Raw genomic sequence first — 26859 nt, forward strand, 5'->3', positions numbered from 1 at the left:
CTCCACTCCGTCCCCCTGAAAACAAGATGGCCCCAAGGGGCCATCTTGTTTTGCATCAGGTCTGTGCATCCCTGCTGTGCACCGACGCAGCGTCACCATTCACCCGACCTCGACCCGCATCAACGTCATGACAACCGCCACAGCCAGTGGTGATCCAGAATCAGCAGACCAAACAGCAACATCAGGTGATAGATGGAGAAACGGAAGGTGCGCATCGCCTGGCCGGGCCGATCCCCGTACTTCAACAGCCAACCATGCCAGCAGAATCCGAGGTTCAACCCAAGGCTGCCGACCAGGTAGACAAGCCCCGACATACCGATCAGATAGGGCAGCAGACAGACGAGCGTCAGGATCAGCAGATAGAGCAGGATGGCGGTCTTGGTGAAATCGGTGCCGTGGGTGACGGGCAGCATGGGAATATCGGCACCGGCATAGTCATCGCGCCGGTGGATGGCCAAAGACCAGAAATGGGGCGGCGTCCAGGTAAAGATGATCATCACCAGCAGCCAGGGCTCGGCCGAAAGCTGCCCCGTGATGCTGGTCCAGCCCAAGAGCGGTGGCATGGCTCCCGCCAATCCGCCGATGACGATATTCTGCGGCGTGGCCCGCTTCAGCAGCAGGGTATAGACGACCGCATAGCCGAACAGGCTGGCCAGGGTTAGCCAGGCAGTCAGGGGATTTACGCCCCAATGGAGCAGAACAAACCCCGACAGTGCCAGACAGATCGCGAAACTCATCGCCTGCCCCGGCGTGATCCGTCCCGTGGCGACCGGGCGCCAGCGCGTTCTTGGCATCCGGGCATCGATGCCGCTATCCAGAGAATGGTTCATGGCTGCCGCCCCGGCAGCGAGCAGTCCAATCCCCGACAGGCCCAGTATCATCTTGTCCAGAGAGGCGCGTGTCGGCTCGGCCAGCAGCATGCCCACCCAGGCGGTCAGGAGCAGCAGGGCGACCACCTTTGGTTTGGTCAACTGACAATAATCGTGCACCCGGCGGAGGGCGAAGCGCTGTACCCGCCCTCTCCCATTCATGTCCGGCTCCTGACCATCCCAGGGGATGCCAAGGGGTCGTGATGATGCAAAGAGAGGCTCCCGCGCGCCAGCACACAACAGGCCAGCAGGTGGGCGGCCACCAGATTGTGTGCAAGGGCGTTGGCCAGCGGCAGGGCCAGATGGACGTTCGCCAATCCCAAGGCAATCTGCACGGTCAGCAGACCCAGCAACAACCAGCCAAATCCTCTCAGGGGCGTCCGCTGGCAGAGCAGCGCGAGGGCGAAAGCCCCCACCAGCAAGGCCGTGGTCAGCGCTCCCAGGCGATGGGCGATGTGAATGGTCTGGCGCGCCTCCTTGCCCAGCACGCCGAACTCATAGCTGGCGTGCCCCAGAGGGAGATGAAAGGCTTGCGCCCAATTCAGCTCTGCCTGCCAGTTGCCCTGGCACAAGGGAAACTCCACACACGCCATGGCCGCATAGTTCGCCGACGTCCAGCCCCCCAGCGCGATCTGCAGCAGCAACACGCCACAGGCCATGCTGCCAAGCCAGGAAACGCCCTGGTGTACGGGCGGGGGTGAAGGGAAACCTGCCAATTCGGCCCGATAGAGCCAAAGCAAGGTCAGGATGGCGAAGCCGCCCAGCAGATGAGTGGTCACCACCAGGGGATGCAGGGCCAGGGTCACCGTCCACATACCCAGTGCCGCCTGACCCGCAACCAGCACCAGCAAGATGAGCGAGAGGTGGCGCAGTCGGCCGCCTGTACGCCAGCCCAAGCCGGACAGGAGCACAATCACGCCTCCCAGCACCCCGGCGAAGTAGCGATGCACCATCTCGCTGCGCGCCTTGTGAGGAACAAGCGGGCTGGCCGGATAGCGCTGTGCCGCCAGTTCCGCATGCTCGGCGCGGGGAATGGCAAGGGAACCATAGCAACCTGGCCAATCGGGGCATGCCAGCCCGGCATCCGTCAACCGGGTATAAGCACCGAGCGCGATGACAAGAACTGCCAGCGCAATGGCCACGGAGGCCAGCCTCTTGTGCATCTTCATATGCCGCCTCGTTGACCGTGCAGTAGCCAGAAGATGCGAGTCCCATGTCGGCTGCATCGTCACTGCACCCCACGCTGATATTTGAGCAGTTGCTGCAGATCCGACAGTACCGCCTTGCCAAGCAACGGCCAGGTCGTCGTGCTGCCGGGCACCTCGTAACGCAAGATGGCCAGCCCGCGGGCGTCCACCAGCAGTATATCCCCCTCCCTCATTTCACTGTTTGCCTCGTGAGGTGGCGTCAACTGGACCAGCTCCAGCTTGTCCAGATTACGGCCAAGTGCGGCCTGGATACGTGCCATCAGCGCGGGGACCTGCCGGCATTGCCCCTCGCAGCGAGGGGCCACCAGATAGACCAGTCGCCATTGGTGCTGATGGGCAGGAAGCGGTTGCAACAGGTAGATCTCCTGGTGCAGCCAGTGCCCCTTGCTGCGCGTGCCGGTTTCATACCAGCCCTGGTGAAGAGTCAGAGCCGCCAGCACCACAGGCAGCAGGATCACCGCTGCAAAGAGCGCTGGCACCCGCCAGCGTCGCCATCCGCTCATGGGGAGCACCTCCTCGTCAGCATGACCCCCCCTGACAGAACCACCAGCGCCAAGCCGAGCCATTGCACCGCATAGGCCCGGTGTTTTTCGGGAGGCATGACATTGTGCTGGTAGTGATAGAGGAGTGGGGTTCGTCTTTGATACAACACGGCGTCTGCAAGCGGGGCTCCGATTGCCTGTCGCAGGGTCTCGACCCTGATGGATTGCAGCCGGTTCGGGTAGGGGCCTGGTTCTATGTTCTGTCCCAGCAGGAAGCCACCGGGAGCCATGCGCAGCACACCTTCAAGGGTCATAGCGGCGGGGATGGCGGGATTGGGCAATTGCGACCTGTCGGATGGCGCGGGCACCCATCCCAGGTTGACCAGCAACAGTGAGGATCCCCCCTCTGCGCGTACCGGGATGAGCACGTCATAGCCAACCTCCCCGTTGACGATCTGGTTGTCCAGCAACCAGACATAAGGGCTGACCCACTCGGCTTTCCCTTGCAGAGGCTGGCCATCCAGTGACTCCGGGTGTTGCCAGTCGATCTGGGCCAATGTCCTTGGCCCGGCCTGCTGCATCTTTGCCATCTGCGCCAGCCAGGCCGTTTTTTCCATTCCGCGCTGCCACTGCCAGAACGCCAGCTTGCACAAACCGGCCGTCACCACCAGAGTGAACAACAAGACGAACCAGCGTCTGTGATGCCATGGTCGTCGCTTGTCTCGTGCAGCCGAATCGCGCATATCGAGGAGGATCCCAAGATGTTGATCAAGGTCGTTCTGATACTCATGCTGCTGCTCATCATCGGCCAGCTGTTTCACGCCCTCTGGCTGATGCTCAGTGCAGGCAATACGCAAAAGATGTCGGTACCTCTGGGCCGACGCGTCTTCTTCTCCCTGCTGGTGGTCATCATACTGCTGCTCTCTCTCGCGATGGGCTGGCTGGAGCCCAACCCTCGCCCCTACTGAGCACGGCATCAAAGCAGGTAGACAAAGACGAACAGACAGAGCCAGACCACATCGACGAAGTGCCAGTACCAGGCCGCAGCCTGGAAAGCGAAATGACGCTGTGGGGTGAAATGATCCCTCAACATGATGCGCAGCCAGATGATGGTCAGGAAAAGGGTGCCCAGCAGCACGTGCAGTCCATGGAACCCGGTCAGAATGAAGAAGGTATTGCCATAGATGCCGGAATCCAGCCGCAACCCGAGATCCCGATAGGCATGCAGATACTCATAGCCTTGAAACCACAGGAATGTCAGCCCGAGCACCACGGTGGCCAGCAACATCCCCTTGAGCCGCATGCGTCTGCCGTTTTCCAGACTCATGTGTGCAAACAGCAGGGTCACGGAGGAGCCGAGCAGGATCAAGGTATTGATGAGGGGGATCCCCAGCCAGGGCATGGCCTGGGTCGTGGCCCCGCCGGGCGTCTTGAGCAGGGGCCAGTGAGCGGTGAAATCCGGCCACAGCAGCTGGCCCGTCATCACCCTGTGGCCCGCACCATCCAGCCAGGGCACCGCAAGCTGGCGTGCATAGAACAGCACTCCGAAAAAAGCCAGAAAGAACATCACTTCGGAGAAGATGAACCAGACCATGCCCTGCCTGAAGGATCTGTCCATCTGGGCGCTGTAGAGCCCGGTCATGGACTCCCGGATGATGTGACGGAACCAGCCAAACAACATGAATGCCAGCAGGGCGACACCGGCCATCATCAGATACCGGCCGAAACCGGTCTGCCCACTCGCCACTTCATTGACCAGATGTCCCGCCCCCAACGCCAGGAAAAACAGTGCAATGGCACCAATGATGGGCCAGCGACTCTGGTCCGGGACATAATAGGTCTGGTTCACCTTGGCCATGGTCATTTCCTCTGTGCGAGTGCCGGTGCAGGTACGGACTCCGTGATGTCATAGAGCGAGTAGGAAAGCGTGATGGTATTGATGCTGCCCGGTAGTGCCGGATCGATATAGAACTTGAGCGGCATCAGCTTGCTCTGCCCTGCCCTCAGCTCCTGGCGATTGAAGCAGAAACACTCCACTTTCTTCAGATAGGCTGCGGCGGGACCGGGAGAGACCGACGGGACCGCCTGACCCACCATGGCCCGCTCCGTGGGATTGAACACCCGAAAGTTGACCATCTTCACCTCCCCCGGCCGCACCGACAGCCGAGCCGTCTCACCGCTGAACTCCCACGGCATCCGGGTATCCGCATGAGCAAGAAACTCGATCTGGATGCTCCGCTTGCTGTCGATCACCGCCCGCTCCGTACTGGCCGCTTGATCAGACGTCTTGCCATTGAGGCCGGTGATCCGGCAGAAGACGTCATAAAGCGGCACCAGCGCAAAGGCAAAACCAAACATGACGAGCACGACCAGAGCCAGTTTTCTGAGCAAGGGGGCATGACTGACCTGGGTCATATGACCTCCCTAACGCTCTTCCGACCGGATATCCGGCGGAGTCTGGAAACTGTGATAGGGAGGGGGAGAAGAGAGCGTCCATTCCAGCCCCTCGGCCCCCTCCCATACCCGATCGCTCGCCTTGGCTCCGCCTCTGATGCATTTGACCACGCCCCAGACAAACAGCAGCTGGGACAGGCCGAAGGCGAAGCCCCCCAGGCTGATCAGCATGTTGAAGTCGGCAAATTGCAGGGCGTAATCGGGAATGCGGCGAGGCATGCCCGCCAGCCCGACAAAATGCATGGGGAAAAACAGCACATTGACCGAGACGAGCGAACACCAGAAATGCCATTGGCCGAGCCGCTCGTCATACATGTGCCCCGTCCATTTCGGCAACCAGTAGTAGGCAGCGGCCAGGATCGAGAAGACGGCACCGGTCACCAGCACATAGTGGAAATGGGCCACTACGAAATAGGTGTCGTGATACTGAAAATCAGCCGGTGTCATGGCCAGCATCAGCCCGGAGAAACCGCCAATGGTGAACAGAGTGATGAAGGCGATGGCAAACAGCATGGGGGTCTCGAATGTCAGAGAACCACGCCACATGGTGGCAAGCCAGTTGAACACCTTTACCCCTGTCGGCACCGCGATCAGCATGGTGGTGTACATGAAGAACAGCTCCGCCACCACGGGCAATCCGGTGGTGAACATGTGGTGAGCCCAGACCATGAAGGAGAGCAAGGCGATGCTGCTGGTGGCATAGACCATGGAGCGATAACCGAACAGCTTCTTGCGGGAGAAGGTCGGAATGATGCTGGAGACGATGCCGAAAGCCGGCAATATCATGATGTAGACTTCCGGGTGCCCGAAGAACCAGAAAATGTGCTGAAACAGGACAGGATCCCCCCCACCGGCCGCATCGAAGAAACTGGTCCCGAAATACTTGTCCGTCAGCACCATGGTCACCGCAGCCGCCAGCACCGGCATGACAGCGATGAGCAGAAACGCCGTGATGAGCCAGGTCCAGACAAACAGCGGCATCTGCATCCAGCCCATGCCCGGCGCCCGCAGGTTGAAGATGGTCACGATGACGTTGATGGCCCCCATGATGGAGGAGATCCCCATGATGTGAATGGCAAAGACAAACAGGGCCGTGCTGTTGCCGCTGTACTGGGTGGACAGGGGGGCATAGAAGGTCCAGCCAGAACTGGGGCCGCCTCCCTCCATAAACAGGCTCGACAGGAGGATGAGGAAAGCAAACGGCAGGATCCAGAAGCTCCAGTTGTTCATGCGGGGCAGCGCCATGTCAGGGGCCCCAATCATGATGGGGATCAGCCAGTTGGCGAGGCCGGTGAAGGCGGGCATGACGGCACCAAAGACCATGATGAGGCCGTGTACTGTGGTCATCTGGTTGAAAAACAGGGGTTCCACCAGTTGCAGTCCGGGCTGGAACAGTTCTGCCCGGATCACCATGGCCATGGCGCCACCGGTAAAGAACATGGTGAGGGCAAAGCACAGATAGAGGGTACCGATGTCCTTGTGATTGGTGGTGTAGAGCCAGCGCCTCAGACCGGCCGCCGGCTGGTGGACATGTTCGCTGTGCAGGGTATCCGTGATTCCATCACTCATGCCGACGCCTCACTTGTCCTTGTCCGGATTGGCCGGGTTGAGAAGGGACTGCACCTCGGCTGGCTGCACAAGGTCACCGGTCTTGTTATCCCAGGCATTGCGTTCATAGGTGATGACGGCGGCCAGTTCCTTCGCCGTCAACTGTTTGCCAAAAGGTTGCATCGCCGTACCACTCCGGCCGTGCAACACCGTATCCAGATGCTGGGCACGATGCTCAGCCTGTGTGGTCACCTTGCTGCCATTGAGCGCCGGGAAGATGCCCGGCAATCCGGTACCCGCGGGCTGATGACAGGCCGCACAGTGGCCCAGATAGACTTTCTCCCCCTGCGCCATGGCTTGTGGCAACGTCATGGTCTCCGCTGCCTGCGCCTGTTGCTGTGCCTTGGCAGTTGCCTGCTCGTCTCCCTTTCTGGCAATCCACTTCTCGAACTCCTCTGCGGATTTGGCCACCACAACCACGGGCATGAAACCGTGATCCTTCCCGCACAGCTCGGCGCACTGCCCACGATAGGTGCCCGGCTTGTCGATCCGGGTCCAGGACTCGTTGATGTAGCCAGGATTGGCATCTTTTTTCACGGCGAAGGCGGGAACCCACCAGGAGTGAATGACATCGTCCGAGGTCATCAGGAAACGGATCTTCTTGCCGACCGGCAATACCAGAGGGTTATCCACCTCCAGCAGATAATTGCCGCCCTTGGGGGCATCACCGGAGATCTGCTGTTTGCTGGTCGCCAGCAGGGAATAAAACGCCACCGGATACTCGAGGTATTTGTAATGCCATTTCCATTGCGAGCCCGTGACGAGGACGGTGAGATCGGCCTTGGAGGTATCCTCCATCTTCAACAGGGTCGAGGTTGCCGGTGCCGCCATCGCGATCAGTATCAACACGGGGATGGCCGTCCACAGCAACTCGATGCGGGTGCTTTCGTGAAACTGGGCGGCTTTGGCACCGCGCGATTTTCGATGGTGCACGATGGACCAGAACATGATGCCGAAGACGAGCAGACCGATGACGCAACAGATATAGAAAATCGTCATATGCAGGTCATAGACCTGCTGACTGATGGCGGTGGCTCCGCGCGTCATGTTGAACCGGATCTCATTGGCAAAGGCGCTGCTGCTGATGAACCACATCATCATTCCGGCACCTGCCTGAGCTGCATCGTTTCTCACATTGCACTCCCTGTGCACGTTGGAGAAGATGGCCTGCGTTCAATACACCCAACGCTAACCATCTGAAAATAATGCATTTATTAAAATTCATTTCACATTCAAGTATTAGTCCATATTCAGAAAAAACCAAAATGCAGATAGCCCTGACCAGGCTCATCAGAGCAGTGGCAATAGGCAAAACGCGAGCAGGGAAGAGGGAGAAACGGGTCCCGGGGTGGCCGCGCCTTGAACGGGGAGAGCTTCAGCCATGGTGAGTCGAATCGATGTGCAGAACCCGGGAGGGGCCATGGGTTCCTCCCGGGCTCCGTGGTTTTCTGCCGTGCCAGAGGTGGGGTCAGCCCGCTGGGGCTTGCTGAGCCAGCAGTCTGGCCAGCAGGGAGCGCAATACTTTTATCAGGGCGGGTTTGCCCGCGACACCCTGTCGGGCAGCCAGCTCGGACCAGGACGCATATTGCCAGATGGTGGCGATCAGCAACCGTCGTTCATCCTGACTCAACCCGTCCAGCATCATCACTCGCCGGAGCAGCCAGCGTTGCAGTGTCGCCTGGCACAATTCGAATGGCTTGTGATGGTGGGCAAAACAATCGAGTTCCCGATGCTCGAATTCATCCAGATCCGGCACATGAGTGACAGGTCCGCCTCTGAGGGATAGCCAGACCAGTTCGGTATCCAGCCTCTTGAGTTCACCCGCCAGCAGGGCCGGCAACTGGCTCATGAAACGCTGTCGCCATTGCGCCAGCTCGGCGTGATATTCCGATTGCAGCGGCATCAGCAGCAAAGCTGCATGACTGCCACTGGCCGCATCGCGCTGCAGACCCAAACGCAGCACCTTCAATCCCGCCTTGAGCCAGAATGGCAGCAGATCTGGGCTGGCGGAGAAGGCAGAACCCAGATAATCGACCCCTAATGCCCGGTAATGTGATACCAGCTTGTCCAGCAACCTGGACCCCAGCCCGAGACGATGAAGGGCAGGATGGATGGCGATGCGCATCACCCTGGCATAAGAGCGCTCCCCCGCCGTCACGAAACCGGCGTGGGCCAGCAGCGACTGGGGCAGCAGATGTCCACGAGGGCGCCTTCGTCCGGCCCAGATCGCGTGCGCCAGATCAGGGGGGATATTGCCCTCCCGCGCGACCAGCGCCACCCCGAGCAACTCCTGTCCCTGCTCCATCAGATGAATGTCGAGATCCGGCCCCTCCAGCAAATACCGCAGATCACTGGGGCTGGTCTGGTAGTGAGCCAGTACGAGCAGGCCGAACACCCGATTGAGCAGCGCGTCATCACGGGCCAGCTCATCTTGTCCGACCAGGCGCCAGGTCGGTGATGTCGGGGGATGAGGTGCCGATATGTCGGCATTCAGACCAAGGAGCCGGAAGATCAGAGGCTCCAGCGGATCGCTCAGGCTCCAGCGAATGGGCTCCACCAGGTGCAGCTCCTGCCAATCCGGGGTTTGCTCATCGAGTACCCTCTTGAAGCGCAGATGAAAGCCGCGCCCCGTCCCCTCATAGCCGTGCTCCGTTGTAGCGAAGACAATGCGACTGTGACGGGCCAGCATGGCCTCCAGCAGTGGGGTCGGGATAGCGGCGGCCTCATCCACCAGCAGCAGATCCGCCAGTACGTCTCCTTGAGCCACCCGATCAGGGGACACATAGCTCAGACCGGCCAGCCGCTCAGGCATCTCTGCCAGCGCGCGCTCTGCATGGGCAAAAAGTGTCGCCACTGTAGCATGGGAAGGGGCAGTCACCGCTATCGTCAAGGCCGGATCCCGACTCAGCAAGTCGGCGCTCGCCAGCCCCAGCACGGCGCTCTTGCCACGACCGCGATCGGCGCTCAACACCAGGGGGCGACGGCGATGGCCGTGCAACACGTTGTGGATGGCGGGCAGCGCACGGGCCTGATCCGCGCTTAGCGGCCGGTCCCCGTCGAGAGGCTGCCAGGTAATATCACAAGAGGCAGGCGTCAGATCTCGCGCCGGATCTTCTTCCAGCAACCGTACCAGACGGGAGATGAACCCCTGCCCGGCACGATCGACCTCCTCTGGCTGGGCGACCAGCCTCTGACGATCAGGGTCTGGGTAGGTCGGCCATGCCTCCCGCGGCGGGGTCAGCAGAAGCAAGAGCCCCCCAGCCCTCAATGTCCCCGCCAAGGCACCGAATGCATCGGGGTGAAAACCACTGAAGGCATTGAATACCAGGGTGTCGCACTCCTGACCGAGCCGTTGAAGCGCCTTGGCGGCAGGCTGCGGAGCATGACGCTCAGGACCCTGCCCCAGCCAGAACACCGCCCCCCACAGCAAGGATTCGGCACGAACGATGCAGTCATCCTGCTCCCCTTCCAGCCAGATCAGACGTCGCTCGCCGGCATGAGCGATAGCGTGGCGCAAGGCGAGCAGCTCGGCTGACATCATGGAGCTGGGCTGGCGTCTGGCTTCACACGGGGTTCAAACATGCGCTCCCCCATCTGGTCGATGAAGGTATGGGCCTTTTGCACCATGAAGCGCTCGGCATCCGCCGGGTTGGCAAAGAGATCGGAGCGGATGAAGCGATGGGTCTGTAATTGCCCGTCTATCTCCCTGGTGATGCGACCTGCCAGCCTGTATTGCCCCCCTTCCGCCATGGGCTCGGGATAGATGAGATAGCCCATGTATTCGATGGGCTCAACCTCGGGGCTCTGGGCGATCTCTCCCTTGAACAGGGCATTGAATAGTTTTTTGAACATGTTCGCATCCTCTCTGATAAAGGCATTCTCCCCAAGGGTGGAATCACTGGCAAGCACGGGATCTTATTACCATTCGTTCTTTGCACTACGAACCATTCTCATTTAGATTTCATCTCATTCCAGCATGAGGTCCAGATTATGTACGTGTGTTTGTGCCGCGGCATCACAGATAACCAGATCCGCAAGGCGGTACAGGCAGGCAAGACTGAATTCCGACAGTTGAAACAGTCGCTGGAAGTCGGTGCCCAATGTGGTAAATGTGTTCGCATGGCGATGGAGATCATCGCTACCGAAATCGACAAGATGGAGTCAGAGCAGGCACCGCTCTATTACGAAGTGGCGTAAAACCGCCGACTTCTCGTCTTCATCTCTCCTTCTGCCCTCCAGGGGACGACTTTCCCCATCACGTTATGGTCATGTTTCTGGACTAAGCTCTAGTGATCGTTGCCTAGGCTCGAAAACGAGGAGTAATGTCGATGAAAGGAGATCCCAAAATCATTGCCCACCTCAACAAGGTGCTGGCCAATGAGCTGGTTGCCATCAACCAATACTTCCTGCATGCCCGCATCTATGATGACTGGGGCCTCAAGGGGCTGGGGCACAAGGAGTATCACGAATCCATCGATGAGATGAAACATGCCGACGAGCTGGTCAAGCGGGTGCTGTTTCTGGAAGGGCTGCCCAACTTGCAGGATCTGGGCAAGCTGCGCATCGGTGAGACGGTGGAAGAGATGCTGCGCTGTGACTTGTCTCTGGAGATGGACGCCATCCCCGACTTGAAAGTCGCCATCACCTATGCCGAGTCTGTGCAGGACTACGTCAGCCGCGACCTGTTCCAGGAGATCCTGGAAGATGAAGAGGAGCATGTGGACTGGCTGGAAACCCAGCTCGATCTCATCGCCCGTATCGGTCTGGAAAACTACCAGCAATCCCAGCTCCATGCCGAGTCATCCTGAATCGCGATGACATCAAGAGACAATCCCAACCCGCCCAGGCGGGTTTTTTCATGGCACCAGCGGCAGAGATCTTGCCCAACGATACGGTAGCCAACCTGGTTGCTGACAAGGCAGGCCAGAGGCTGTCAGGATGGCAGGCGCCGGATTGAACCGCCTCCGGGATCACAGTTACGATGCATGGGGCAGCGGCAGGCGCCGCTTTCGATTAGGATACGACCCCATTCCCATCATTTTGCTACGGATGACCTCCATGGAACTGATTGCACGCGAGATGGCGCCCCACAAACGGGTTGCCCTGGTGGCTCACGACAACATGAAAGCCCCTCTGCTGAACTGGGTGCTGCGCCGCAAGGAAGAGCTCAAGCTCCACCACCTCTATGCGACCGGCACCACGGGCACCCTGCTCGGCAAGAAGGCGCAGCTGCCCATTACCTGCCTCTTCTCCGGCCCCATGGGAGGGGATCAACAGCTCGGCGCCCTCATCGCCGAAGGGAAGATAGACGTGATGATCTTCTTCTGGGATCCCCTCAATCCCGCCGCCCACGATCCTGACGTCAAGGCCCTGCTGCGCCTCGCGGCCGTCTGGAACATCCCGGTCGCCACCAACGAGGCGACGGCGGACTTCATCATGGACAGCCCGCACATGCAGCAGGCATTCAGCGTCCAGGTGCCCGACTACGCCGGCTACCTCAAGGCCAGAACCGAATAAGCAACGCCAGACAGCAAAGAGCCGGAACAGATGTCCGGCTCTTTTCTTTCATGGGTGGAGAAGGTCAGCGCTGGAGGCTTTTCTGCGCGAATTTGGGCCTGGCATTCATGATCTGCTCCACCTGCTCGTCGCTCATCTTGCCCCGCGACAGCCCCAGAACCTTGTAGGTCAGCAGAGGGCGCGCTGGCAGGGCGATCATCAGGGCGCGGATCTGGTTCTCGTCCTCCTTCTCTCGCGTCGGCTTGCCGTAGGCGTAGGTGAGCACGCCGGCATCCATCAGGTTTTTGACGGCGGGTTCGGTGATCGGCAGGTTTATGACGCTTTTCCGTTGCAGTACGAACTCCCGCAGCACCGCCTTCTCGTTGAAGTCGAGGAAGCCAATCATCTGGGCCAGTTGATCCTGCTGGCGGCGGGACTGCCACTCGTCACAGGCCCACTCCCAGGCGATCAGGAAGCCCTGACTGCAGAAATAGGAGATGGCGATCAACATGCCGACCCCAAGCCAGGCCGCATGAGCCGTGGCCCACTGGCTCACGGCACCTTTCATCAATCCGGCCGGAAACAGCAGGATGATGCTGCAGCAGAGCAGCAGCCAGACCATCAGCCAGTTGAGGCGATTAAGCTGGTAAAAATGTTGGATCCACCGTTTCATCGTTCACCCTTCCCAAGTCAATGTGGACAGTAGCCAACTCGTAGCAATCGCTGTGCCAGCACAAGGATCCCCGTAAAAAGATCAGGATCCCGGACGGGAGAGTCGAGGGGGTTGTCACATCCTTTTACAACTTGTCGCGCGGATCATCCCCTGTTGGCCTTGCGCCTCACCGAGCCACTTGGTAAAAAGCCCGCACTGTCACTGGGGAGTAGCAACCCGCCCGAAATCCGGGCAGGGCCCATGTCAACACTCTTGGATCCACAGGTCCATGGCATGGGCGGCGATAGCACCTGTCGTCCTGCAAGACCTTTGGCCTCGATATGCACGCCAGCCGGGCGAGCCGTATCGGGTCCATCGGTTGTTCTGCTCGCCTGGCGGTTACTCATCATGCTGATCACCCTGCTGTTATTTCTGATCTCTGCCGTCACCATCTATCTGGCCTGCGGATACTTCGTCAACGGCATCGAATGGACCGGCCATCATTTCAAACTGTCCCGAAGCGCCACCGGTTCTCTGCTGGCCGCCCTCGGCACGGCCCTGCCCGAATGCATCGTCACCCTGACCGCCCTGCTGATGGGGGATGCCCCCGCCCAGCAGCAGATAGGCATAGGTGCGGCCCTCGGCGGCCCGCTGGTGCTGGCTACCATAGGCTATGCTGCCGTCGGCGTGACCCTGCTGCTGTACATGAGCCGGGAGCACAGAGCCATCAATGGCGAGGTGCAGCGCGAAATAGGCCGCGATCAGGCCTGGTTTGCCGGCATCTTCCTGCTGGCGATGCTGCTCGGCACCCTGGCCTTCACCGGCAAAGCCTGGCTGGCCTCCCTGTTCGTGCTGGTGTACCTCGCCTACGTGAGGCGCGAGCTGAGGCAGACCGACCGCCACGAGGTCGAGCCGCCCGAACCGCTCAAGCTGGATCCGCACGCCAGGATCCCGACGCTCGGCAAGGTACTGCTGCAGACCCTGACAGCCCTGATGGCGATGGCGCTGGCGGCCCAGCTGTTCGTCCACCAGCTGGAGAGTCTGGGGGAGCTGGCCGGCCTCTCTCCCGTGCTGGCAGCCCTGCTGCTGAGCCCGGTCGCCACCGAGATGCCGGAGCTGATGAACGTGTTGCTCTGGGTACGGCAGGGCAAGTACCGGCTGGCGCTGGCCAATGTCTCCGGCGCCATGATGATCCAGGGCACCATCCCCAAGGCATTCTGCCTGTTGTTCACCCCCTGGCTGCTGGACGACGTCATGATGGCCTCGTCCCTGGTGACGCTGCTGGCGGTGGTGCTCCTGTGGTGGGGCTTTCGGCGGGAATGGATGACGGCGGGCAGGCTCGCCCTGGCGGGACTCTTCTATCTGGGCTACTGCGGCTGGCTGATCGCAAGCTGACGAGCGCCATGAACAAGGGCGGGTATCCCCGCCCCCTTCATGGCCGGCACCCCGCGTCAGCCAACGCGGGGCGGGCTGCTTAGAACTGCTGGAACCAGCGCTGGATCTGGGCCGGATCCTTGCTCTGGGTCAGAGCGAGCATCAGCAGGATACGCGCCTTCTGCGGGTTCAGGGTCTCGGCCGCCACGAAGCCGTACTTGGCGTCGTCGATCTCCGCATCCAGGGTGGTGGAGCCAGTCGGCACGCGGGCGGAGCGCACCACGCGAATGCCGTCCTTACTCGCCTGGGCCAGGGTGTCGAACAGGGTGTGGTAGAGGTTGCCGTTACCCACCCCGGCGCTGACGATGCCGTCAAACTTGGCATCCACCAGGGCCTTGGCCGGCAGATCCGAGGCGTTGGCATAGCTGTAGACGATGCCGACCTGGGGCAGCTTGTCGAGCTTGCTCACGTCGAACGGCGTCTGACTGGTGTGCTGCCGGGCCGGGCTGCGCTGGTAGTCGATCTTGCCGTTGTGGATGTAGCCGAGCGGGCCGAAGTCGGGGGCCGCAAAGGTCTGCACGCCGGTGGTGTTGGTCTTGGTAACGTCGCGGGCATCCAGCACGGTGTCGTTCATGGCGACCATGACGCCACGTCCCTTGGAGGCGGGATCGGAAGCCGTGACCACGGCGTTGTAGAGGTTCATGGGGCCGTCGGCGCTCATGGCGGTAGAGGGGCGCATGGCGCCGACCAGCACCACCGGCTTGTCACTCTTGACGGTGAGGTTCAGGAAGTAGGCGGTCTCTTCCATGGTGTCGGTGCCGTGGGTAATGACGATGCCGTCCACGTCGTCCTTGGCCAGCAACTCGTTGACCCGCTTGGCGAGCTTGAGCCACACCTCGTCGTTCATGTCCTGAGAACCGATCTTGACGACCTGCTCACCCTGCACGTCCGCCACGTTCTTCATCTCGGGCACGGCGGCGATCAGGGTCTCGATGGCAACCTTGCCCGCCTCGTAGTTGGACTGGGTGGCGGACTGGCCAGCACCGGCGATGGTGCCACCGGTGGCCAGTATGTGCACGTTCGGCAGCGCCATGGCCATGGGGGAGAGGGTCAGGCCGAGCACGGCGGCGAGCAGGGTCTTGCGGATAGGGAGGGTCATGCTGCAATCCTTCTTATGGGTTGATTGCAGCATTTTTATTTTTTTTAAACGGAATTTAAGTGATCGTTCTCACCAATAAAAAGAAGTAAACAGAATATTGGTCTGTTTTTTACCACTTAGGTGATAAGTCATTCCGCAGTGAAGCCACTGGCCTCGATCAGGGCGATCAGCTCCGCCTTGCCCAGCTCGCTCTCGATGACGGCCTTGCGGCTGGTGAAATCGACGCTGGCGGTGCTGACGGCAGGCTGGGCCAGCAACGCTTTTTGCAGGCTGGCGGCGCAGCCACCACAGGACATGCCGGAAACGGTGAGTTCGATGGTCATGGGGTATCTCCTCTCTGAATGTCCCCCCAGCCTAAAGCTGACGGTCACAGCAAGGTCAAGCCCTAGCGGGCCAGTACCGACTCACGCACCACCAGACGCCCCTGGAACTTCTGCGGTTCGTCGGCCGGACGCAGGCCTTGTGCCAGCTGTGCCAGCAGCACGCGCACGCTCTCCTGGGCCAGCCGTTCACTCGGGTATTCGATGCAGGTCAATGGCGGAGTCAGCTGGCTTGCCAGGGTGGCCCCCTCCAGGCTGATGACGGACACATCCTGGGGAACGTGGAGGTTGAACTCACGCAGCAGTCGCATGGCATCGGCCGCCTGGGCATCCTGCTGCACCACCAGGGCGGTGAAGGGCAGATAGCGGTTGAGCAGGCCGAGCAGCGCCTGCTGGTTGTCGGCACCGTCGATCACCAATTGGCCGTTGTAGGGCAGGGATTGCTGCTGCAGTGCCTGCTGATAGCCCGTGATGGCACTCTTGCCCGCCGGCGACAGCTTGTCGTCCAGCATCAGCACCAACTGGCGATGCCCCTTGCCAAGCAGGAAGCGGCAGGCGCTCTCGGTGGCAAACGTCAGGTCGTAGCAGAGATTGAGGTTGTCCGAATCGCTCACCCCATCGAGCTGGATGAGGCGCTCGTCCGGCGCCAGGGATTGCTTGGCTCCCAGCACCAGCACGCCGTCACAACGCCCCCCCAACAGCTCATCGACCGCCCGCTGCTGTTGCTCCGCCTCGTCGGCGAAGCGCACCAGCATGCTCTTGCCCGCCTTGGTCAGCGCCCCTTCCAGCAGTGGCAGCATGCTGGCCAGCCGGTTGCCAAGCTGGGAAGAGAGGATGATCCCCACGCAATCCGTCGCCTGGGTCGCCAGAGAGCGGGCCGTGGCATTGGGTCGAAAATTCAGCTGCTCGGCAGCCTGCAGCACGGCCAGGCGACTCTCTTCCCGCACGCCGCGCGAGCCGCTCAGAACACGGGAAACGGTGGCTTTGGACACATTCGCAAGACGCGACACATCGGTAATATTGGCCATGGGTTCAATTCCGGTAACCGGTTTACAACTGGTTTCATCCTACCATGCCCCCAACGGGGCGGGAACCTCCAGACTCCCGCCCTGTGAGCCAGATGCTATTGCAGTGCGGACGCCGTCTGGCGAATGCCGGCCTCACCGAACACGATGTCATTTCCCCTTGGGGAGAGATCCATGCTGCCGTAGTCGTAGGACATGTCTAGCACCTCCTCTTCCCCGGCACCATTCCCCTTCCAGGACCAGGCGATCCACCCTACCGACTCGCTCTGCGCCTTGCCAAGCAGATGATAGTGATCGACGTTGTTGGGGGCCTGGAAGCGCTTGTCTCCGAACTCGCCAAACAGGAATGCCAGGTTCTGCGCCTTCATCTGGGCAATGGCGGCATCGATCTCGGCAGGCGTGTCCCAGAGCCAGTGGTAGGCGTGCAGGGAGAACAGCAGGTTCTTGCTGGCATCGGCATTGAGCAACTCGCTGCCACGACCCGAGAGGAAGCTCTGCACGTACTGGCCGCAGTGGGCCGCATCGATCACCAGCGGCATGGTATAGCCGCCATCGCGCAGTCCCTTGATGAGCCCCTTGTAGGTGGTGATAAAGTCGGCGTAATTGTTGGTATCCTCACCCCATTCATTGGCGATGTTAAGCAGGATCTTGCCCTTGTACTTGGGATCCTGCATCACGGCCTTCCAGCTGCCGAGCCAGAGCGAGTCGACGGCGGTCTGCAGCGGCTGCGGGTTGCTCTGGCAGGTCACGTCGCTCTCCCAGTACATGGGCATGGCGACCATGTTGCGGGCGACGATGGCATCGAGGACACCGCGCAGCTCCTGGGCCGTGGTGTGCTTGCGCAGTTGCAGTCGCACTATGTTGGCGCCGGTATTGGCGATCGGCGTGATGGCCGCGAAGGCCGCCCCCGGGTTGTCGCCATACTGCAGGTTGATGCCGCGGGCGATGAAGCGCTGACCACTGGCGGAGTAAAGCTGGCCATCCTTCACATACATGTCCCCCGAGCCCGGTGTCGGTGTGGAGCTGGCCACCTGGCAGCTCTGGCCATTCTCCCAGCCCCAGCCGTCACCGTCCGGATCGCTGGCCGCCGAGGCACAGGTCGGGTAAGTGGTCGCGCCGCCCGACCCTGCCACCACCTGGCAGCTCTGGCCATTCTCCCAGCCCCAACCGTCACCGTCCGGATCGCTGGTCGCCGAGGCACAGGTCGGGTAAGTGGTCGCGCCGCCGCCCGACCCTGCCACCACCTGGCAGCTCTGGCCATTCTCCCAGCCCCAACCGTCACCGTCCGGGTCGCTGGCCGCCGAGGCACAGGCCGGGTAGGTGGTCGCGGCCAGGGCCGAAGGGCTCAGCAGCAGAGCGGGCACGGTGCTGCAGCCGAGCAGCAGGGTAGCGATGATCGTCTTTCTCTTCACTTTTCTATCCTTTTATTTATCCAGGGGATAAGCGGTTATTCCATAATCAGGACAGCGATACCGCATCATTCATTGTCACGTCGTGATGGAAATACACCACCGAGGCATTCTCTGTGGCGGACAATAAAATCAGCCACAGAGCATCAGGACCCTTCTTGTTATTTATTTCTGATGGGCGAATAAGGTGGCTGCCGGCTCGCACAGGCAGCCAGGTGTTCGATTATTTGGCCGCGATCTTGATCCATTTCACGAACATATAACCCCAGTCATTGGGCGCCTTGCCGAAGCTGATGCTGTTGCTGCCCTCCTGCAGGGTCACCGGGAGCACCTTCTCTTCACCGGCCTCACCGGTCTGGGGGAAGTCGATCTGCACCGGCTCGCCGCCGTTGACCACCAGGGTGTTCTTCTTGCCGCCCCACTTGGCATTGAAGAAGAGGCGAAGCTGGTACTCACCGGCACTGGGCACCGCAACCGTCCAGGTCACCTTGTCCCCCTCGCTGGCAAAGGGACCGAGAAAACCGTCATCGCCCAGGGTCAGCTGGTCCTTGGCGCTGGTGACCGCATTCAGTTGACCATCTCCGGCCGACTGCTCGACCAGATAGTCGGCCGCCATCGCAGACAGGGACAACGCGGGTAGAACCAGCCAGAGAGCACCGAGAAAAATATGTTTCTTCATCTTTATCTCCTTCATGGAGACGGTCGTGCCGCTTTATTTTTGAATATGTGAAAGAGACACCCTGTATCGGGATAAACCGCACAAGGCTATATTTCACACTCGCCAAAAAAGGCCTCCGACGACTCGCTCTCCGATGTGAATGAAACACGAGTGAATACGGGCCGCACCATTAGATGCGGCCCGTACTGTTATTCCGCCACGACCTTGACGGACTTCACGAACATATACCCCCAGTCACCGGCGAATTTACCGAAGCTCACCAGGTTCTTGCCCTGCTTGAGCTGCACCGGGACGACTTGCACCTGACCGGCCTCGTCGGTCTGCGGGAATTCGATCGGGTGAATATCGGTGCCATTGATGACGACGCTGTTCTTCTTGCCGCCCCACTTGCCGTTGAAGTGCAGGTGCAGGTTGAAGGCGCCGGACCAGGGGGCCTCGACGTGCCAGGTGATCTTGTCACCCTCGCTGGCAAACGGACCGGCGAAACCGTCGGCCGCCACCTCCAGCTGGTTCTCGGCACTCTTGACCACGTTCAGCTCACCCTCTTTGGCCACCAGCTCGGCAGAGCTGAACTCGCAGTAGCTGACCGGCAGCTCGCCCCTGGCCCGATCCACCTTCACCTTGATGGATCTCGCACTCCGGGCGAGGCCGTCATCGGCACTGAAGGTCAGCTCATACTCGCCCGCCTGAGGGAACCAGGCACGGGTCGAAGCCTTATCGCCGTGGCAGAACCTGGCCTCGAGGGGCCCGGTGCTGCGCCACCCCACCTTGACCTGCGGGGTCGGCAGCTGGTCGTCGCGCCAGACGGCGCTGAGCAGGACACCCTGATCCACCGAGGTGGTCAGATCGCCACCCACTTCGACCACAGGCGGTAGATTCTGCTGGGTGTGTTTGACCGAGATGACGTTGGAGGGTTGGGAGGCACCCGACTCATTCTTGGCGATGACCCTGTAGTAGTAGGTCTGACCCAGCTTGAGCGAGCCGTAGTCGTCGCTGAACAGGCTCATCCTGCTCGGGTCCCACTCGTTGACGCCATCCGAGACATCCTTGCCGACACGGGTCCAGGGACCCTTGGCGGAAGTGGCTCGCTCGATGTCATAGGCACGTCCCACCGGCGCCCCCATCCAGTTGATGGCAAACGGCGAATCGGTCTGGCGCAGCAACGGAGCGTCCGGTGCCGGCAGGGCAGGCGCCTGCGCCAGACCCGCCATCTGGGCCGACGCCTTGCGCACCAGGTCGACGACGTCCATCTCCTGGTTGGCCTTGCCCTCTATCGGGAATCCGGGCAGGTGATAGCTGTAGTGCCCCGTGTACTCCTTGTGCCAGTAGAAGCCCCCGTCGTGACGGTGGCCACGGAAACCCCAGATGAAGCCCCCCACCGCCTTGGCGCCATCCACCTCGGTATGGACGATGGACTGCATGATGTTGTCCAGATCCCGGTGATCGAGCAGGCCGAACTCGCCCACCAGATAGACCTTCTTGCCGGCGATAGCGGTCAGATCCTTCTTCACCTGATCCGGGTGGTTGTTGCCGGCGTTGGTGTAGTAGTGGTTGCTGATGATGTCGACGTTCGGATCCTTGAGAGAGAAGTCGTTGATCTTCTTGTAGGTGCCGTCGATGACCAGCTGGTGCGGAGCGAACTGCTTGATCCAGGCCGCGGTCTGGGTCAGGAATGCCTCATTGGTGTTCTCCAGCTCGTTGCCGGTCTCCCAGGCCATGATCGCCTTCTCGTCATAGTAGTGACGGCCGGTGATCGTGTTCTTGCGGGTGATCACCTGACGGATGATGTCCTGATAGGCCTTGTAGGTCTTGCTCGAGGTGTCGTAGAAGTCGTCTGCCGTCTCCTTGTAGAAGGCTGCCAGCTGCTCGCGCCCGCCCCACCACCACCAGTGATCGATGAAGGGCAGGATGAGCCGCAGCCCCTGCTTGTCGGCCTCGGCAATCATGTTGTCATAGACCACCATGGCCTTTTCATTGAGCACGGGCATGCCGTCTGCCGTGGCAGGGGCCAGAATGTGGGTCTCGCGCTCACAAGCCTGGTCGCTCTCCTGCTGCACCGAGAGGACATAGACCCGCTGGGCCTTGGCGCCAGTCTGCACCATGGCGCGGATCCAGTTGGCCTGCTCCTCGGCGGTCGGCCACTTGAAGTACTGGCCCCAGCCCCGCGGGTCGGCCTTGCACGCACCGCGCGCATCGTCTTCGATGCGGTGCAGCTCGGGGGCGTGGATGCCGGCAAAACGGAACCCCTGCTTGCCATCCATCAGGGCCGCCCCCTGGCGGGTGATAAAGTGCTCAAAGTGGGAAGGCGCCGCCAGTGTGCTGCCGGCCAGGACCGACAGCACACAGAAACTCAGGGTATTGCGTAAGAGAGATCTCATGCTCGTGCTCCTTAGAACCACACTTCGCCCTGGACACCGAAGTTCCAGGTATCCGTCTTGCCACTGCGGGAGTAAGCCCCGGCTGAGAGGGTGCCGCTCCCCCAGTCGTAGTTGCCGTCGATGGCATCGGAGACGCCCTCATCCCACTTGGCGTAGGTGGCGAACAGGCGCAGCTGCGGACGGCTCCAGAAGCCGGAGTCGAAGGTCAGGGTCGGCGCTATGGTCGCCTTGGTCATGCCCCCCTTGCCCTTGCTGCCCGCCACGCCCTTGTAGTTGTCATCGTCGAGGTACTCGTAGCCGACCTCATACTGCATGGCGAAGTTCCGGGTGATCTGCTGCATGGGACGCACCCCGGCAACCCACATGGAACGGCCCCAGCCATCCTGATCCCCGGTCCACCAGCGGTAGCTCTTGTCCTTCTGGTAGAAGGCGAAGGTGGAGACATCCCAACCGTTGCCGAGAGAAGCCAGGCCGTCGAGCACCAGGCGCCAGGACTGGGTGTCATCCAGGTTGGACCAGCCCCAGCCGTTCTTGCCGAGGGAGTCGCCCGCCGCCAAGCCCTTGCCGAGCTGGGCCACGAAGCGGGAGTAACCGCCGGTCAGACCGTAGAAGCCGTCAAAGTTGTAGATGCCGGTGACGCCATAGCCCTTCTCGGCACTCTCCTTCCAGGCGTTGTTCTCGTTCTGGTTCATGTGGTGGGCGACCAGTTGCAGATCGATGGGGCCGCCCCCAATCTTCTTGAACCAGAGGTTGAGGGAGTAGTCGTCCGGATAACCCTGCTCGTTCGCGTCGTGGGGATAGGCCTTGGCCTCGTCGCTCGGGGTGAAGGCGTAGACGCCGACGTCAAACTTGGCGAAACCGATGTCGATGTTGTCCGCCCCGCCCCCGGTGCCGTTGTACTGGATGTACTCCCAGTCGTACTGGTGGCTGGAGGTGTTCGAGCTGCTGTAACGCTTGCCGGCCCAGAACACCACATCCGGTGCGAAGTCGAGCCTGGTCAGCTGGGCAAAGGCCTCGCGTACCTGAATGTCGTGGCCGTCGTCATCCACACAGTTCCAGTCGGACGTGCAGTCGGTCTCATGGGTCAGGTTGGCCTGGATCTTGGCGACCGGGCCGGCATCTGAGGTCAGGGTCACCTGGGGGATCAGCTCGAGCTTGGTGTTGTCCTCGTTGCCCAGGCGCCATTTGCCATCCGGCATCAGGCCGACGGAGTCCACCCGGTTGCCATCCTGATTGGCCAGGATGCCTGAGCGGACATAGCCGTGCATGGCGAAGTCATACTTGTCGGCCAACACGGGGCCGCTGAACATGGCCAGGGTCAGCAGGGAAAGGGGCATGACCTTATGCATTTTTTCCATCTTTGCTCTTCCTTTTTGTAACGTCCTATCGTGGTAAAAAAGGCCCCGGCCACGACATTGAGGGGCGCCGCAGGCAAGGGGCGGCCCCACGGTGCAGCCGGCACCGTGTATGGGTACTGTGGTGAGAGAGTCAGATCAGGGGGTGGGCAGCCAGGCCGCGCCGCGTACGCCGCTGCTGTCCCCGTGCCGCGCTGGCAGCAGCCGGGTCAGACAACGGTCGGTGAACAGCCAGGGGGTAATGGCCGCCGGCAAGTCCTCATAGAGGCGCGCTATGTTGGAGAGGCCACCACCGAAGACGATGACATCCGGGTCCAGCAGGTTGATGACGCTCGCCAGACTGCGCCCCAGGGCATGGAGGAAGTGCTCGTAGTGAGCCAGGGCCTCCTCGTCCCCCTCGGCCGCCGCCGTCAGGATCCCTTTCGGCGACAGACTGCGGCCATGGCGCTCGACGAAGCGCCCCGCGAACCCCGTCCCCGACACGAAGCGCTCGATGCAGTTGCGACGACCGCAGTAGCAGGGCTGGGCCGGGCCATCGCGCACCGGGTCATAGCCGGGCAACGGATTGTGTCCCCACTCGCCAGTGATGGCGTTGGGACCGACCAGCAGGCGCTGATGCGCCACTATGCCCCCGCCGCAGCCGGTGCCCAGGATGACCCCGAACACCAGGTTGGCACCGCTGCCCGCCCCGTCAACGGCCTCGGACAGGGTGAAGCAGTCCGCATCGTTGGCCAGCCAGACCGGCTGGCCGAGGGCGGCCTCCAGATCCGCCTTGAGCGGATGGCCGTTGAGGAACAGGCAGTTGGCGTTCTTGATGCAGCCGTTGTCGGCACGCACCGCCCCCGGCAAGCCGATGCCGATGCTGACCGGCGCACCGGCCTCTTCGGCGAAGCCGCGGATAAAACCGGTCACCACCTCGATGAAGGTCTGGTAACCCTGCTGCGGCGTCGCGATGCGGCGCTGGCACAGCTCGTTGCCCTCGCCGTCGAGCAGCAGCCCCTCCATCTTGGTGCCGCCGATATCCAGTCCCAGTCGCAACATCTCGCGCTCCTCTCTCAGGCGGCCTGACGGCGGTAGAGTTCGATGAGCTCGCACACCAGCTCCTTGGCCAGCATGGAGGTCATCAGGTGATCCTGGGCGTGCACCAATACCAGGGTGACCGGGATCTTGCCCTCCCCCTGATCCGCCTCGATCAGCCTGGTCTGCACCGCGTGGGCGGCGTTGGCCGCCTCGGTGGCCTGCCGCAGCAGGTCGTCCGCCTCGGCAAACTGCCCCAGCTTGGCGCTGCGCAGCGCCTCGTAGCACAGGCTGCGTGACTGGCCGGCGTTAATGATGATGCCCATGACGGTTTCTTCGAGATCAAACATCTTGTACTCCTTGGTGTTGCTGTGATGCCGGCTCAGAAGCCGCCGTTGCGGGATACGTCGGCGAACCACTCGCCACTCTTCTTGATGCGGCGCTCGCCGGTCGCCAGATCGAGGCGGACGAAGCCGTAACGGTTCTTGTAGGCGTTGCTCCACGACCAGTTGTCGACAAAGGTCCAGAGGTGATAGCCAAGGCACTGGCACCCCTCACCTATTCCCTTGTGCACCCAGCTCAGGTGATCGCGGATGAAGGCGATGCGGTAGTCGTCCTGGATCTGGCCCTGCTCGCCGAGGAACTTCTCCTCCCCCTCGACCCCCATGCCGTTTTCAGAGATGAAGCAGGGGATGTTGCCGTAGTGGTCCCGCAGGTTGACCAGGATGTCGTAGATGCCTTTCTCGTAGATCTCCCAGCCCCGGTGCGGGTTCATCTTGCGACCCGGCATCTCGTAGTAGTCGAAGAACCACTCCGGCATGAAGGGGCTGGCAGGATTGACCGCGTTGCTGCGGGCCTTGACCCGGCGCGGCTGGTAGTAGTTGACACCGAGCAGGTCCACCTTGCCGGCGGCCAGCAGCGCGCGATCTTCCGGCTCGCTGGCCGGCAACTGGTCATATTCCCGCAGCAGCGCCACCAGCTCGGTCGGGTATTCACCCTTGACCGCCGGGTCGAGGAAGCTGCGGTTGAAGAAGAGGTCGGCAATGTTGGCCGCCTTCAGATCCGCCGGATGCTGGGAACGCGGATAGGAAGGGGTCAGGTTCAGGATGATGCCGATCTGGCCGTCCTGGCCCTGGGCGCGATAGGCCTGCACCGCCTTGGCGTGGGCCAGCATGGTGTGGTAGGCCACGGTCGCGGCACGGCGGAAGTCCACCACGTTCGGGTAGTGGAAGTCATAGAGATAGCCCCCCTCGACCGGCACGATCGGCTCGTTGAAGGTGAACCAGTGTTTGACCTTGCCCCCGAACAGCCGGAAGCAGGTGGCGGCAAACTCGGCGAAGGCGTCGACCACCTTGCGACTCTCCCAGCCCCCTTGCTCCTGCATGGACATCGGCATGTCGAAGTGGAACAGGTTGATGAAGGGGGTGATGCCACGGGCCAGCAGCTCGTCGAGCATGGCGTGGTAGAAGCGCACCGCCTCCGGGTTGGGTTCGCCACGCCCCTGGGGCAGGAGGCGCGCCCAGGAGATGGAGGTGCGGAAACTGTTGTGACCTATCTCCTGCATCAGGGCGATGTCATCCCGAAAATGCTGGTAGAAGGTGGAGGTATCGGCCGGTCCCACCTGCTGGTGGAAGCGGTTCGGCTCGATGGCAAACCAGTGATCCCAGATGGTCGGGGCCTTGCCGCCCTGGAGGCTGGCGCCCTCGGCCTGAGGGGCGGATGAGGCACTGCCCCACCAGAAGGTGTCGGGGAAACGGAACTGCATGGTGTGTCTCCTGTCAGGCCGCCATGGAATGGCGGCCGATGGTTCGATTAGCGGATGTTCTGACGGGTCGCCATGGCGACGTCGCCGGTGAAGGCTTTTTCAGCTTCTTCTCTCTCCTCTTCCTGCTTGAGCAGGCTGCGCTCGTAGGCTTTCAGGAAGGGGTAATACATGACGGCGGCCGAGCACATGCACAGGATGCACATCAGCGCCGGGCTGATGGCCCAGTTCGCGGCCCAGGAGGCACCGATGGGGGCTGGTGTGGTCCAGGGGGTCAGGGACGCCACCCGTGCCACCAGCCCCAGATCCAGCGCGAACCAGGCCAGGGTGGCGTTGATCATGGGCACCAGGATGAAGGGCAGGAAGAACACCGGGTTCATCACGATAGGGGCGCCAAACAGGATGGGTTCATTGATGTTGAACAGACCCGGCACCACGCCCATCTTGCCGATGGATCTCAGGTGGGCCGCCTTGCTGCGCAACAGCAGGAAGGCCAGCGGCAGGGTGGAGCCAACACCGCCGATGAGCAGGTAGTGATCCCAGAAGCCCTGCAGGAAGATGTGGGGCAGTACCTCGCCCGCCGCCATGGCCGCCTGGTTGTTGGCCAGATTGGCCATCCAGAAGGGGTTCATGATGCCGGTAACGATCAGGGCACCGTGGATCCCGGCAAACCAAAGGATCTGGCACAGCAGCACGGCCAGCAGCATGGCGGGCAGGGTGTCGGAGGCGGCGACCAGGGGCTTGATCAGGGCCATGATGGCCTCGGGCAGGATCATCCCCGTGCTGCTCTCAAGGATCAGATTGAGCGGATGCAGGGTCAGGATGATGAGCAACACCGGGATCAGCACCTCGAACGAGCGCGCCACCCCGGTCGGCACCTGAGGAGGCAGCTTGATGGTGATGTTGTGCTTCTTGAGGAAGGCATAGACTTCGGCGGCATAGATGGCGGTGATCAGGGCCGTGAAGATCCCCTGGCCCGAGAAGTACTGCATCGAGATCTGGCCATCCTTGACGGGCGCGGCCACCAGCATGAAGGCCATCAGGCAGAGCAGGCCCGTGGTGACCGGATCCAGCCCGTTTTGCCTGGCCAGGCTGGCACCGATGCCCACCGAGATGAACAGGGTCATCAGCCCCATGCTGAGCTGGAACGGCAGCAGCAGCTGGGCCTGATAGGTGCCGGCGAAGTCAAGCCAGGCCCGGGCAAAGCCCCACTGGGTCTCTTGCGAGAAGGGGGGGAAGATGAACACCAGCATGAAGCTGCCGACGATCATGAAAGGCAGCGCGGCGATGAAACCATCGCGGATGGCCTGGATGTACTTCTGCTGACCGAGACGGCCGGCCAGTGGGCTTATCTTCTGCTCGATCACCGAGACGAAGCGGTCGTAAAGCGTGTTCATGGACTGCGCGAATTCAACTCCGAAGTGCAACACCCGCCAAATCAAGCAACCTGTCGTAGTTCATCAAACACGATCTGCGGTTGCCTGAAATCCAAACATTTGCGCGGTCTAAGGTTGAGTCGCCGCTCGAAGGCCGACAACTCATCCGGGCTGAGCTGGCTCAGGTCGCTGCCCTTGGGCACATACTGCCGCAACAAGCCATTGCTGTTCTCGTT

General features: G+C 61.4%; 27 protein-coding genes, 1 pseudogene and 1 riboswitch. Of the genes and pseudogenes, 5 read left to right on the plus strand and 23 right to left on the minus strand.

Annotated features, from left to right (window positions below; translation table 11 throughout):
* Positions 1 to 125: 125 nt before the first annotated feature.
* The 4 genes from cyoE to PG883_RS03260 are packed head-to-tail and all read right to left on the minus strand — an operon-like array spanning position 126 to position 3242.
* Positions 126 to 1031, minus strand: a complete 906-nt coding sequence (gene cyoE / locus PG883_RS03245) for a heme o synthase (RefSeq protein WP_200164351.1) — start codon at positions 1029 to 1031, stop codon at positions 126 to 128.
* Entirely contained in the window at positions 1028 to 2038 is a 1011-nt protein-coding gene (locus PG883_RS03250) for a COX15/CtaA family protein (RefSeq protein ID WP_200164350.1), read from the minus strand. Before PG883_RS03250 ends, cyoE begins: the two co-directional genes overlap by 4 nt.
* A gap of 59 nt (positions 2039 to 2097) precedes the next feature.
* Positions 2098 to 2580 (minus strand): hypothetical protein, encoded by a 483-nt coding sequence (locus tag PG883_RS03255; protein ID WP_200164349.1) that lies wholly within the window; start codon positions 2578 to 2580, stop codon positions 2098 to 2100.
* Positions 2577 to 3242: an SURF1 family protein gene (locus PG883_RS03260; protein ID WP_226044741.1), complete on the minus strand. Its 666-nt coding sequence runs from the start codon at positions 3240 to 3242 to the stop codon at positions 2577 to 2579. The genes PG883_RS03255 and PG883_RS03260 overlap by 4 nt, the downstream gene beginning before the upstream one ends.
* A 78-nt stretch (positions 3243 to 3320) precedes the next feature.
* Between PG883_RS03260 and PG883_RS03265 the strand changes: the two genes are divergently transcribed.
* Positions 3321 to 3527, plus strand: coding sequence for a DUF2909 family protein (locus tag PG883_RS03265; protein ID WP_043152873.1), 207 nt, complete (start codon positions 3321 to 3323; stop codon positions 3525 to 3527).
* Positions 3528 to 3535: 8 nt separating this feature from the next.
* On the opposite strand, the gene PG883_RS03270 is transcribed toward PG883_RS03265, so the two are convergent.
* The 6 genes from PG883_RS03270 to PG883_RS03295 form a co-directional block, all read right to left on the minus strand.
* Entirely contained in the window at positions 3536 to 4417 is an 882-nt protein-coding gene (locus PG883_RS03270) for a cytochrome c oxidase subunit 3 (RefSeq protein ID WP_128312924.1), read from the minus strand.
* 2 nt (positions 4418 to 4419) lie between these two features.
* Positions 4420 to 4974, minus strand: coding sequence for a cytochrome c oxidase assembly protein (locus PG883_RS03275; protein WP_200164348.1), 555 nt, complete (start codon positions 4972 to 4974; stop codon positions 4420 to 4422).
* A 9-nt stretch (positions 4975 to 4983) separates the two neighbouring features.
* Positions 4984 to 6582: a cytochrome c oxidase subunit I gene (gene ctaD / locus PG883_RS03280; RefSeq protein ID WP_223915048.1), complete on the minus strand. Its 1599-nt coding sequence runs from the start codon at positions 6580 to 6582 to the stop codon at positions 4984 to 4986.
* 9 nt (positions 6583 to 6591) lie between these two features.
* Positions 6592 to 7722, minus strand: coding sequence for a cytochrome c oxidase subunit II (gene coxB, locus PG883_RS03285; RefSeq protein WP_270806960.1), 1131 nt, complete (start codon positions 7720 to 7722; stop codon positions 6592 to 6594).
* Between the two features lie 367 nt (positions 7723 to 8089).
* Positions 8090 to 10162, minus strand: a complete 2073-nt coding sequence (locus tag PG883_RS03290; protein ID WP_270806961.1) for a tRNA(Met) cytidine acetyltransferase TmcA — start codon at positions 10160 to 10162, stop codon at positions 8090 to 8092.
* Positions 10159 to 10473, minus strand: a complete 315-nt coding sequence (locus PG883_RS03295) for an HlyU family transcriptional regulator (protein WP_041211748.1) — start codon at positions 10471 to 10473, stop codon at positions 10159 to 10161. Before PG883_RS03295 ends, PG883_RS03290 begins: the two co-directional genes overlap by 4 nt.
* Before the next feature lie 138 nt (positions 10474 to 10611).
* On the opposite strand from PG883_RS03295, the gene PG883_RS03300 reads away from it, so the two are divergent.
* The 3 genes from PG883_RS03300 to PG883_RS03310 all read left to right on the plus strand — a co-directional run bounded on the left by PG883_RS03300 (position 10612) and on the right by PG883_RS03310 (position 12138).
* Positions 10612 to 10818, plus strand: coding sequence for a bacterioferritin-associated ferredoxin (locus tag PG883_RS03300; RefSeq protein ID WP_010675777.1), 207 nt, complete (start codon positions 10612 to 10614; stop codon positions 10816 to 10818).
* Positions 10819 to 10949: 131 nt separating this feature from the next.
* Complete coding sequence (bfr, locus tag PG883_RS03305) at positions 10950 to 11429, plus strand: bacterioferritin (protein ID WP_010675778.1); 480 nt, start codon at positions 10950 to 10952, stop codon at positions 11427 to 11429.
* A gap of 250 nt (positions 11430 to 11679) precedes the next feature.
* On the plus strand, positions 11680 to 12138 hold the full coding sequence (locus PG883_RS03310; protein WP_041211864.1) for a methylglyoxal synthase: 459 nt from the start codon (positions 11680 to 11682) through the stop codon (positions 12136 to 12138).
* Between the two features lie 64 nt (positions 12139 to 12202).
* On the opposite strand, the gene PG883_RS03315 is transcribed toward PG883_RS03310, so the two are convergent.
* Positions 12203 to 12790 carry a superinfection exclusion B family protein gene (locus tag PG883_RS03315; RefSeq protein ID WP_010675780.1) on the minus strand — a complete coding sequence of 196 codons (588 nt, stop codon included), beginning with the start codon at positions 12788 to 12790 and terminating at the stop codon, positions 12203 to 12205.
* Positions 12791 to 12981: 191 nt separating this feature from the next.
* Positions 12982 to 13089, plus strand: a riboswitch (yybP-ykoY riboswitch).
* 88 nt (positions 13090 to 13177) lie between these two features.
* Here PG883_RS03315 and PG883_RS03320 point away from each other — a divergent pair.
* Entirely contained in the window at positions 13178 to 14164 is a 987-nt protein-coding gene (locus tag PG883_RS03320; RefSeq protein WP_270806962.1) for a sodium:calcium antiporter, read from the plus strand.
* Between the two features lie 79 nt (positions 14165 to 14243).
* Here the strand turns inward: PG883_RS03320 and ansB are convergent, their stop codons facing one another.
* From ansB to PG883_RS03380, 12 genes and pseudogenes are all read right to left on the minus strand, one after another.
* On the minus strand, positions 14244 to 15302 hold the full coding sequence (ansB, locus tag PG883_RS03325) for an L-asparaginase 2 (protein WP_270806963.1): 1059 nt from the start codon (positions 15300 to 15302) through the stop codon (positions 14244 to 14246).
* A 128-nt stretch (positions 15303 to 15430) separates the two neighbouring features.
* The gene (locus PG883_RS03330; RefSeq protein WP_270806964.1) at positions 15431 to 15625 is read right to left on the minus strand and encodes a heavy-metal-associated domain-containing protein; all 195 of its coding nucleotides are present in this window, start codon (positions 15623 to 15625) and stop codon (positions 15431 to 15433) included.
* Positions 15626 to 15687: 62 nt separating this feature from the next.
* Positions 15688 to 16650 (minus strand): LacI family DNA-binding transcriptional regulator, encoded by a 963-nt coding sequence (locus PG883_RS03335; RefSeq protein ID WP_041211752.1) that lies wholly within the window; start codon positions 16648 to 16650, stop codon positions 15688 to 15690.
* A 95-nt stretch (positions 16651 to 16745) separates the two neighbouring features.
* Complete coding sequence (locus tag PG883_RS03340) at positions 16746 to 18059, minus strand: carbohydrate-binding domain-containing protein (protein ID WP_128341825.1); 1314 nt, start codon at positions 18057 to 18059, stop codon at positions 16746 to 16748.
* Positions 18060 to 18279: 220 nt separating this feature from the next.
* Entirely contained in the window at positions 18280 to 18735 is a 456-nt protein-coding gene (locus tag PG883_RS03345; RefSeq protein WP_270806965.1) for a CBM35 domain-containing protein, read from the minus strand.
* Positions 18736 to 18923: 188 nt separating this feature from the next.
* Positions 18924 to 21113: a CBM35 domain-containing protein gene (locus tag PG883_RS03350; protein ID WP_270806966.1), complete on the minus strand. Its 2190-nt coding sequence runs from the start codon at positions 21111 to 21113 to the stop codon at positions 18924 to 18926.
* Between the two features lie 11 nt (positions 21114 to 21124).
* Entirely contained in the window at positions 21125 to 22471 is a 1347-nt protein-coding gene (locus PG883_RS03355) for a maltoporin (protein WP_041211756.1), read from the minus strand.
* Between the two features lie 135 nt (positions 22472 to 22606).
* Positions 22607 to 23509: an ROK family protein gene (locus PG883_RS03360; protein ID WP_270806967.1), complete on the minus strand. Its 903-nt coding sequence runs from the start codon at positions 23507 to 23509 to the stop codon at positions 22607 to 22609.
* Positions 23510 to 23523: 14 nt separating this feature from the next.
* Positions 23524 to 23835, minus strand: coding sequence for a PTS N,N'-diacetylchitobiose transporter subunit IIA (gene chbA / locus PG883_RS03365; protein ID WP_041211758.1), 312 nt, complete (start codon positions 23833 to 23835; stop codon positions 23524 to 23526).
* A gap of 32 nt (positions 23836 to 23867) precedes the next feature.
* Positions 23868 to 25250 carry a glycoside hydrolase family 1 protein gene (locus PG883_RS03370; protein ID WP_041211759.1) on the minus strand — a complete coding sequence of 461 codons (1383 nt, stop codon included), beginning with the start codon at positions 25248 to 25250 and terminating at the stop codon, positions 23868 to 23870.
* A 47-nt stretch (positions 25251 to 25297) separates the two neighbouring features.
* Complete coding sequence (locus PG883_RS03375; protein ID WP_128312936.1) at positions 25298 to 26644, minus strand: PTS sugar transporter subunit IIC; 1347 nt, start codon at positions 26642 to 26644, stop codon at positions 25298 to 25300.
* Between the two features lie 41 nt (positions 26645 to 26685).
* A pseudogene (locus PG883_RS03380) lies at positions 26686 to 26859 on the minus strand (IS30 family transposase); the annotation flags it as partial.

It is taken from the genome of Aeromonas sp. QDB25, from assembly GCF_027707725.1.
Lineage (GTDB): Bacteria > Pseudomonadota > Gammaproteobacteria > Enterobacterales > Aeromonadaceae > Aeromonas > Aeromonas caviae.

Coding starts and splice junctions, on each gene's coding strand:
- PG883_RS03350 (WP_270806966.1), bottom strand. CDS start 21,113: ATGAGATCTCTCTTACGCAATACCCTGAGTTTCTGTGTGCTGTCGGTC.
- PG883_RS03370 (WP_041211759.1), bottom strand. CDS start 25,250: ATGCAGTTCCGTTTCCCCGACACCTTCTGGTGGGGCAGTGCCTCATCC.
- PG883_RS03360 (WP_270806967.1), bottom strand. CDS start 23,509: ATGTTGCGACTGGGACTGGATATCGGCGGCACCAAGATGGAGGGGCTG.
- chbA (WP_041211758.1), bottom strand. CDS start 23,835: ATGTTTGATCTCGAAGAAACCGTCATGGGCATCATCATTAACGCCGGC.
- PG883_RS03270 (WP_128312924.1), bottom strand. CDS start 4,417: ATGGCCAAGGTGAACCAGACCTATTATGTCCCGGACCAGAGTCGCTGG.
- PG883_RS03300 (WP_010675777.1), top strand. CDS start 10,612: ATGTACGTGTGTTTGTGCCGCGGCATCACAGATAACCAGATCCGCAAG.
- PG883_RS03250 (WP_200164350.1), bottom strand. CDS start 2,038: ATGAAGATGCACAAGAGGCTGGCCTCCGTGGCCATTGCGCTGGCAGTT.
- PG883_RS03275 (WP_200164348.1), bottom strand. CDS start 4,974: ATGACCCAGGTCAGTCATGCCCCCTTGCTCAGAAAACTGGCTCTGGTC.
- PG883_RS03320 (WP_270806962.1), top strand. CDS start 13,178: ATGCTGATCACCCTGCTGTTATTTCTGATCTCTGCCGTCACCATCTAT.
- PG883_RS03345 (WP_270806965.1), bottom strand. CDS start 18,735: ATGAAGAAACATATTTTTCTCGGTGCTCTCTGGCTGGTTCTACCCGCG.
- cyoE (WP_200164351.1), bottom strand. CDS start 1,031: ATGAATGGGAGAGGGCGGGTACAGCGCTTCGCCCTCCGCCGGGTGCAC.
- PG883_RS03295 (WP_041211748.1), bottom strand. CDS start 10,473: ATGTTCAAAAAACTATTCAATGCCCTGTTCAAGGGAGAGATCGCCCAG.
- PG883_RS03335 (WP_041211752.1), bottom strand. CDS start 16,650: ATGGCCAATATTACCGATGTGTCGCGTCTTGCGAATGTGTCCAAAGCC.
- coxB (WP_270806960.1), bottom strand. CDS start 7,722: ATGATGATGTGGTTCATCAGCAGCAGCGCCTTTGCCAATGAGATCCGG.
- PG883_RS03290 (WP_270806961.1), bottom strand. CDS start 10,162: ATGATGTCAGCCGAGCTGCTCGCCTTGCGCCACGCTATCGCTCATGCC.
- PG883_RS03310 (WP_041211864.1), top strand. CDS start 11,680: ATGGAACTGATTGCACGCGAGATGGCGCCCCACAAACGGGTTGCCCTG.
- PG883_RS03265 (WP_043152873.1), top strand. CDS start 3,321: ATGTTGATCAAGGTCGTTCTGATACTCATGCTGCTGCTCATCATCGGC.
- PG883_RS03315 (WP_010675780.1), bottom strand. CDS start 12,790: ATGAAACGGTGGATCCAACATTTTTACCAGCTTAATCGCCTCAACTGG.
- ctaD (WP_223915048.1), bottom strand. CDS start 6,582: ATGAGTGATGGAATCACGGATACCCTGCACAGCGAACATGTCCACCAG.
- PG883_RS03255 (WP_200164349.1), bottom strand. CDS start 2,580: ATGAGCGGATGGCGACGCTGGCGGGTGCCAGCGCTCTTTGCAGCGGTG.
- bfr (WP_010675778.1), top strand. CDS start 10,950: ATGAAAGGAGATCCCAAAATCATTGCCCACCTCAACAAGGTGCTGGCC.
- PG883_RS03355 (WP_041211756.1), bottom strand. CDS start 22,471: ATGGAAAAAATGCATAAGGTCATGCCCCTTTCCCTGCTGACCCTGGCC.
- ansB (WP_270806963.1), bottom strand. CDS start 15,302: ATGACCCTCCCTATCCGCAAGACCCTGCTCGCCGCCGTGCTCGGCCTG.
- PG883_RS03330 (WP_270806964.1), bottom strand. CDS start 15,625: ATGACCATCGAACTCACCGTTTCCGGCATGTCCTGTGGTGGCTGCGCC.
- PG883_RS03375 (WP_128312936.1), bottom strand. CDS start 26,644: ATGAACACGCTTTACGACCGCTTCGTCTCGGTGATCGAGCAGAAGATA.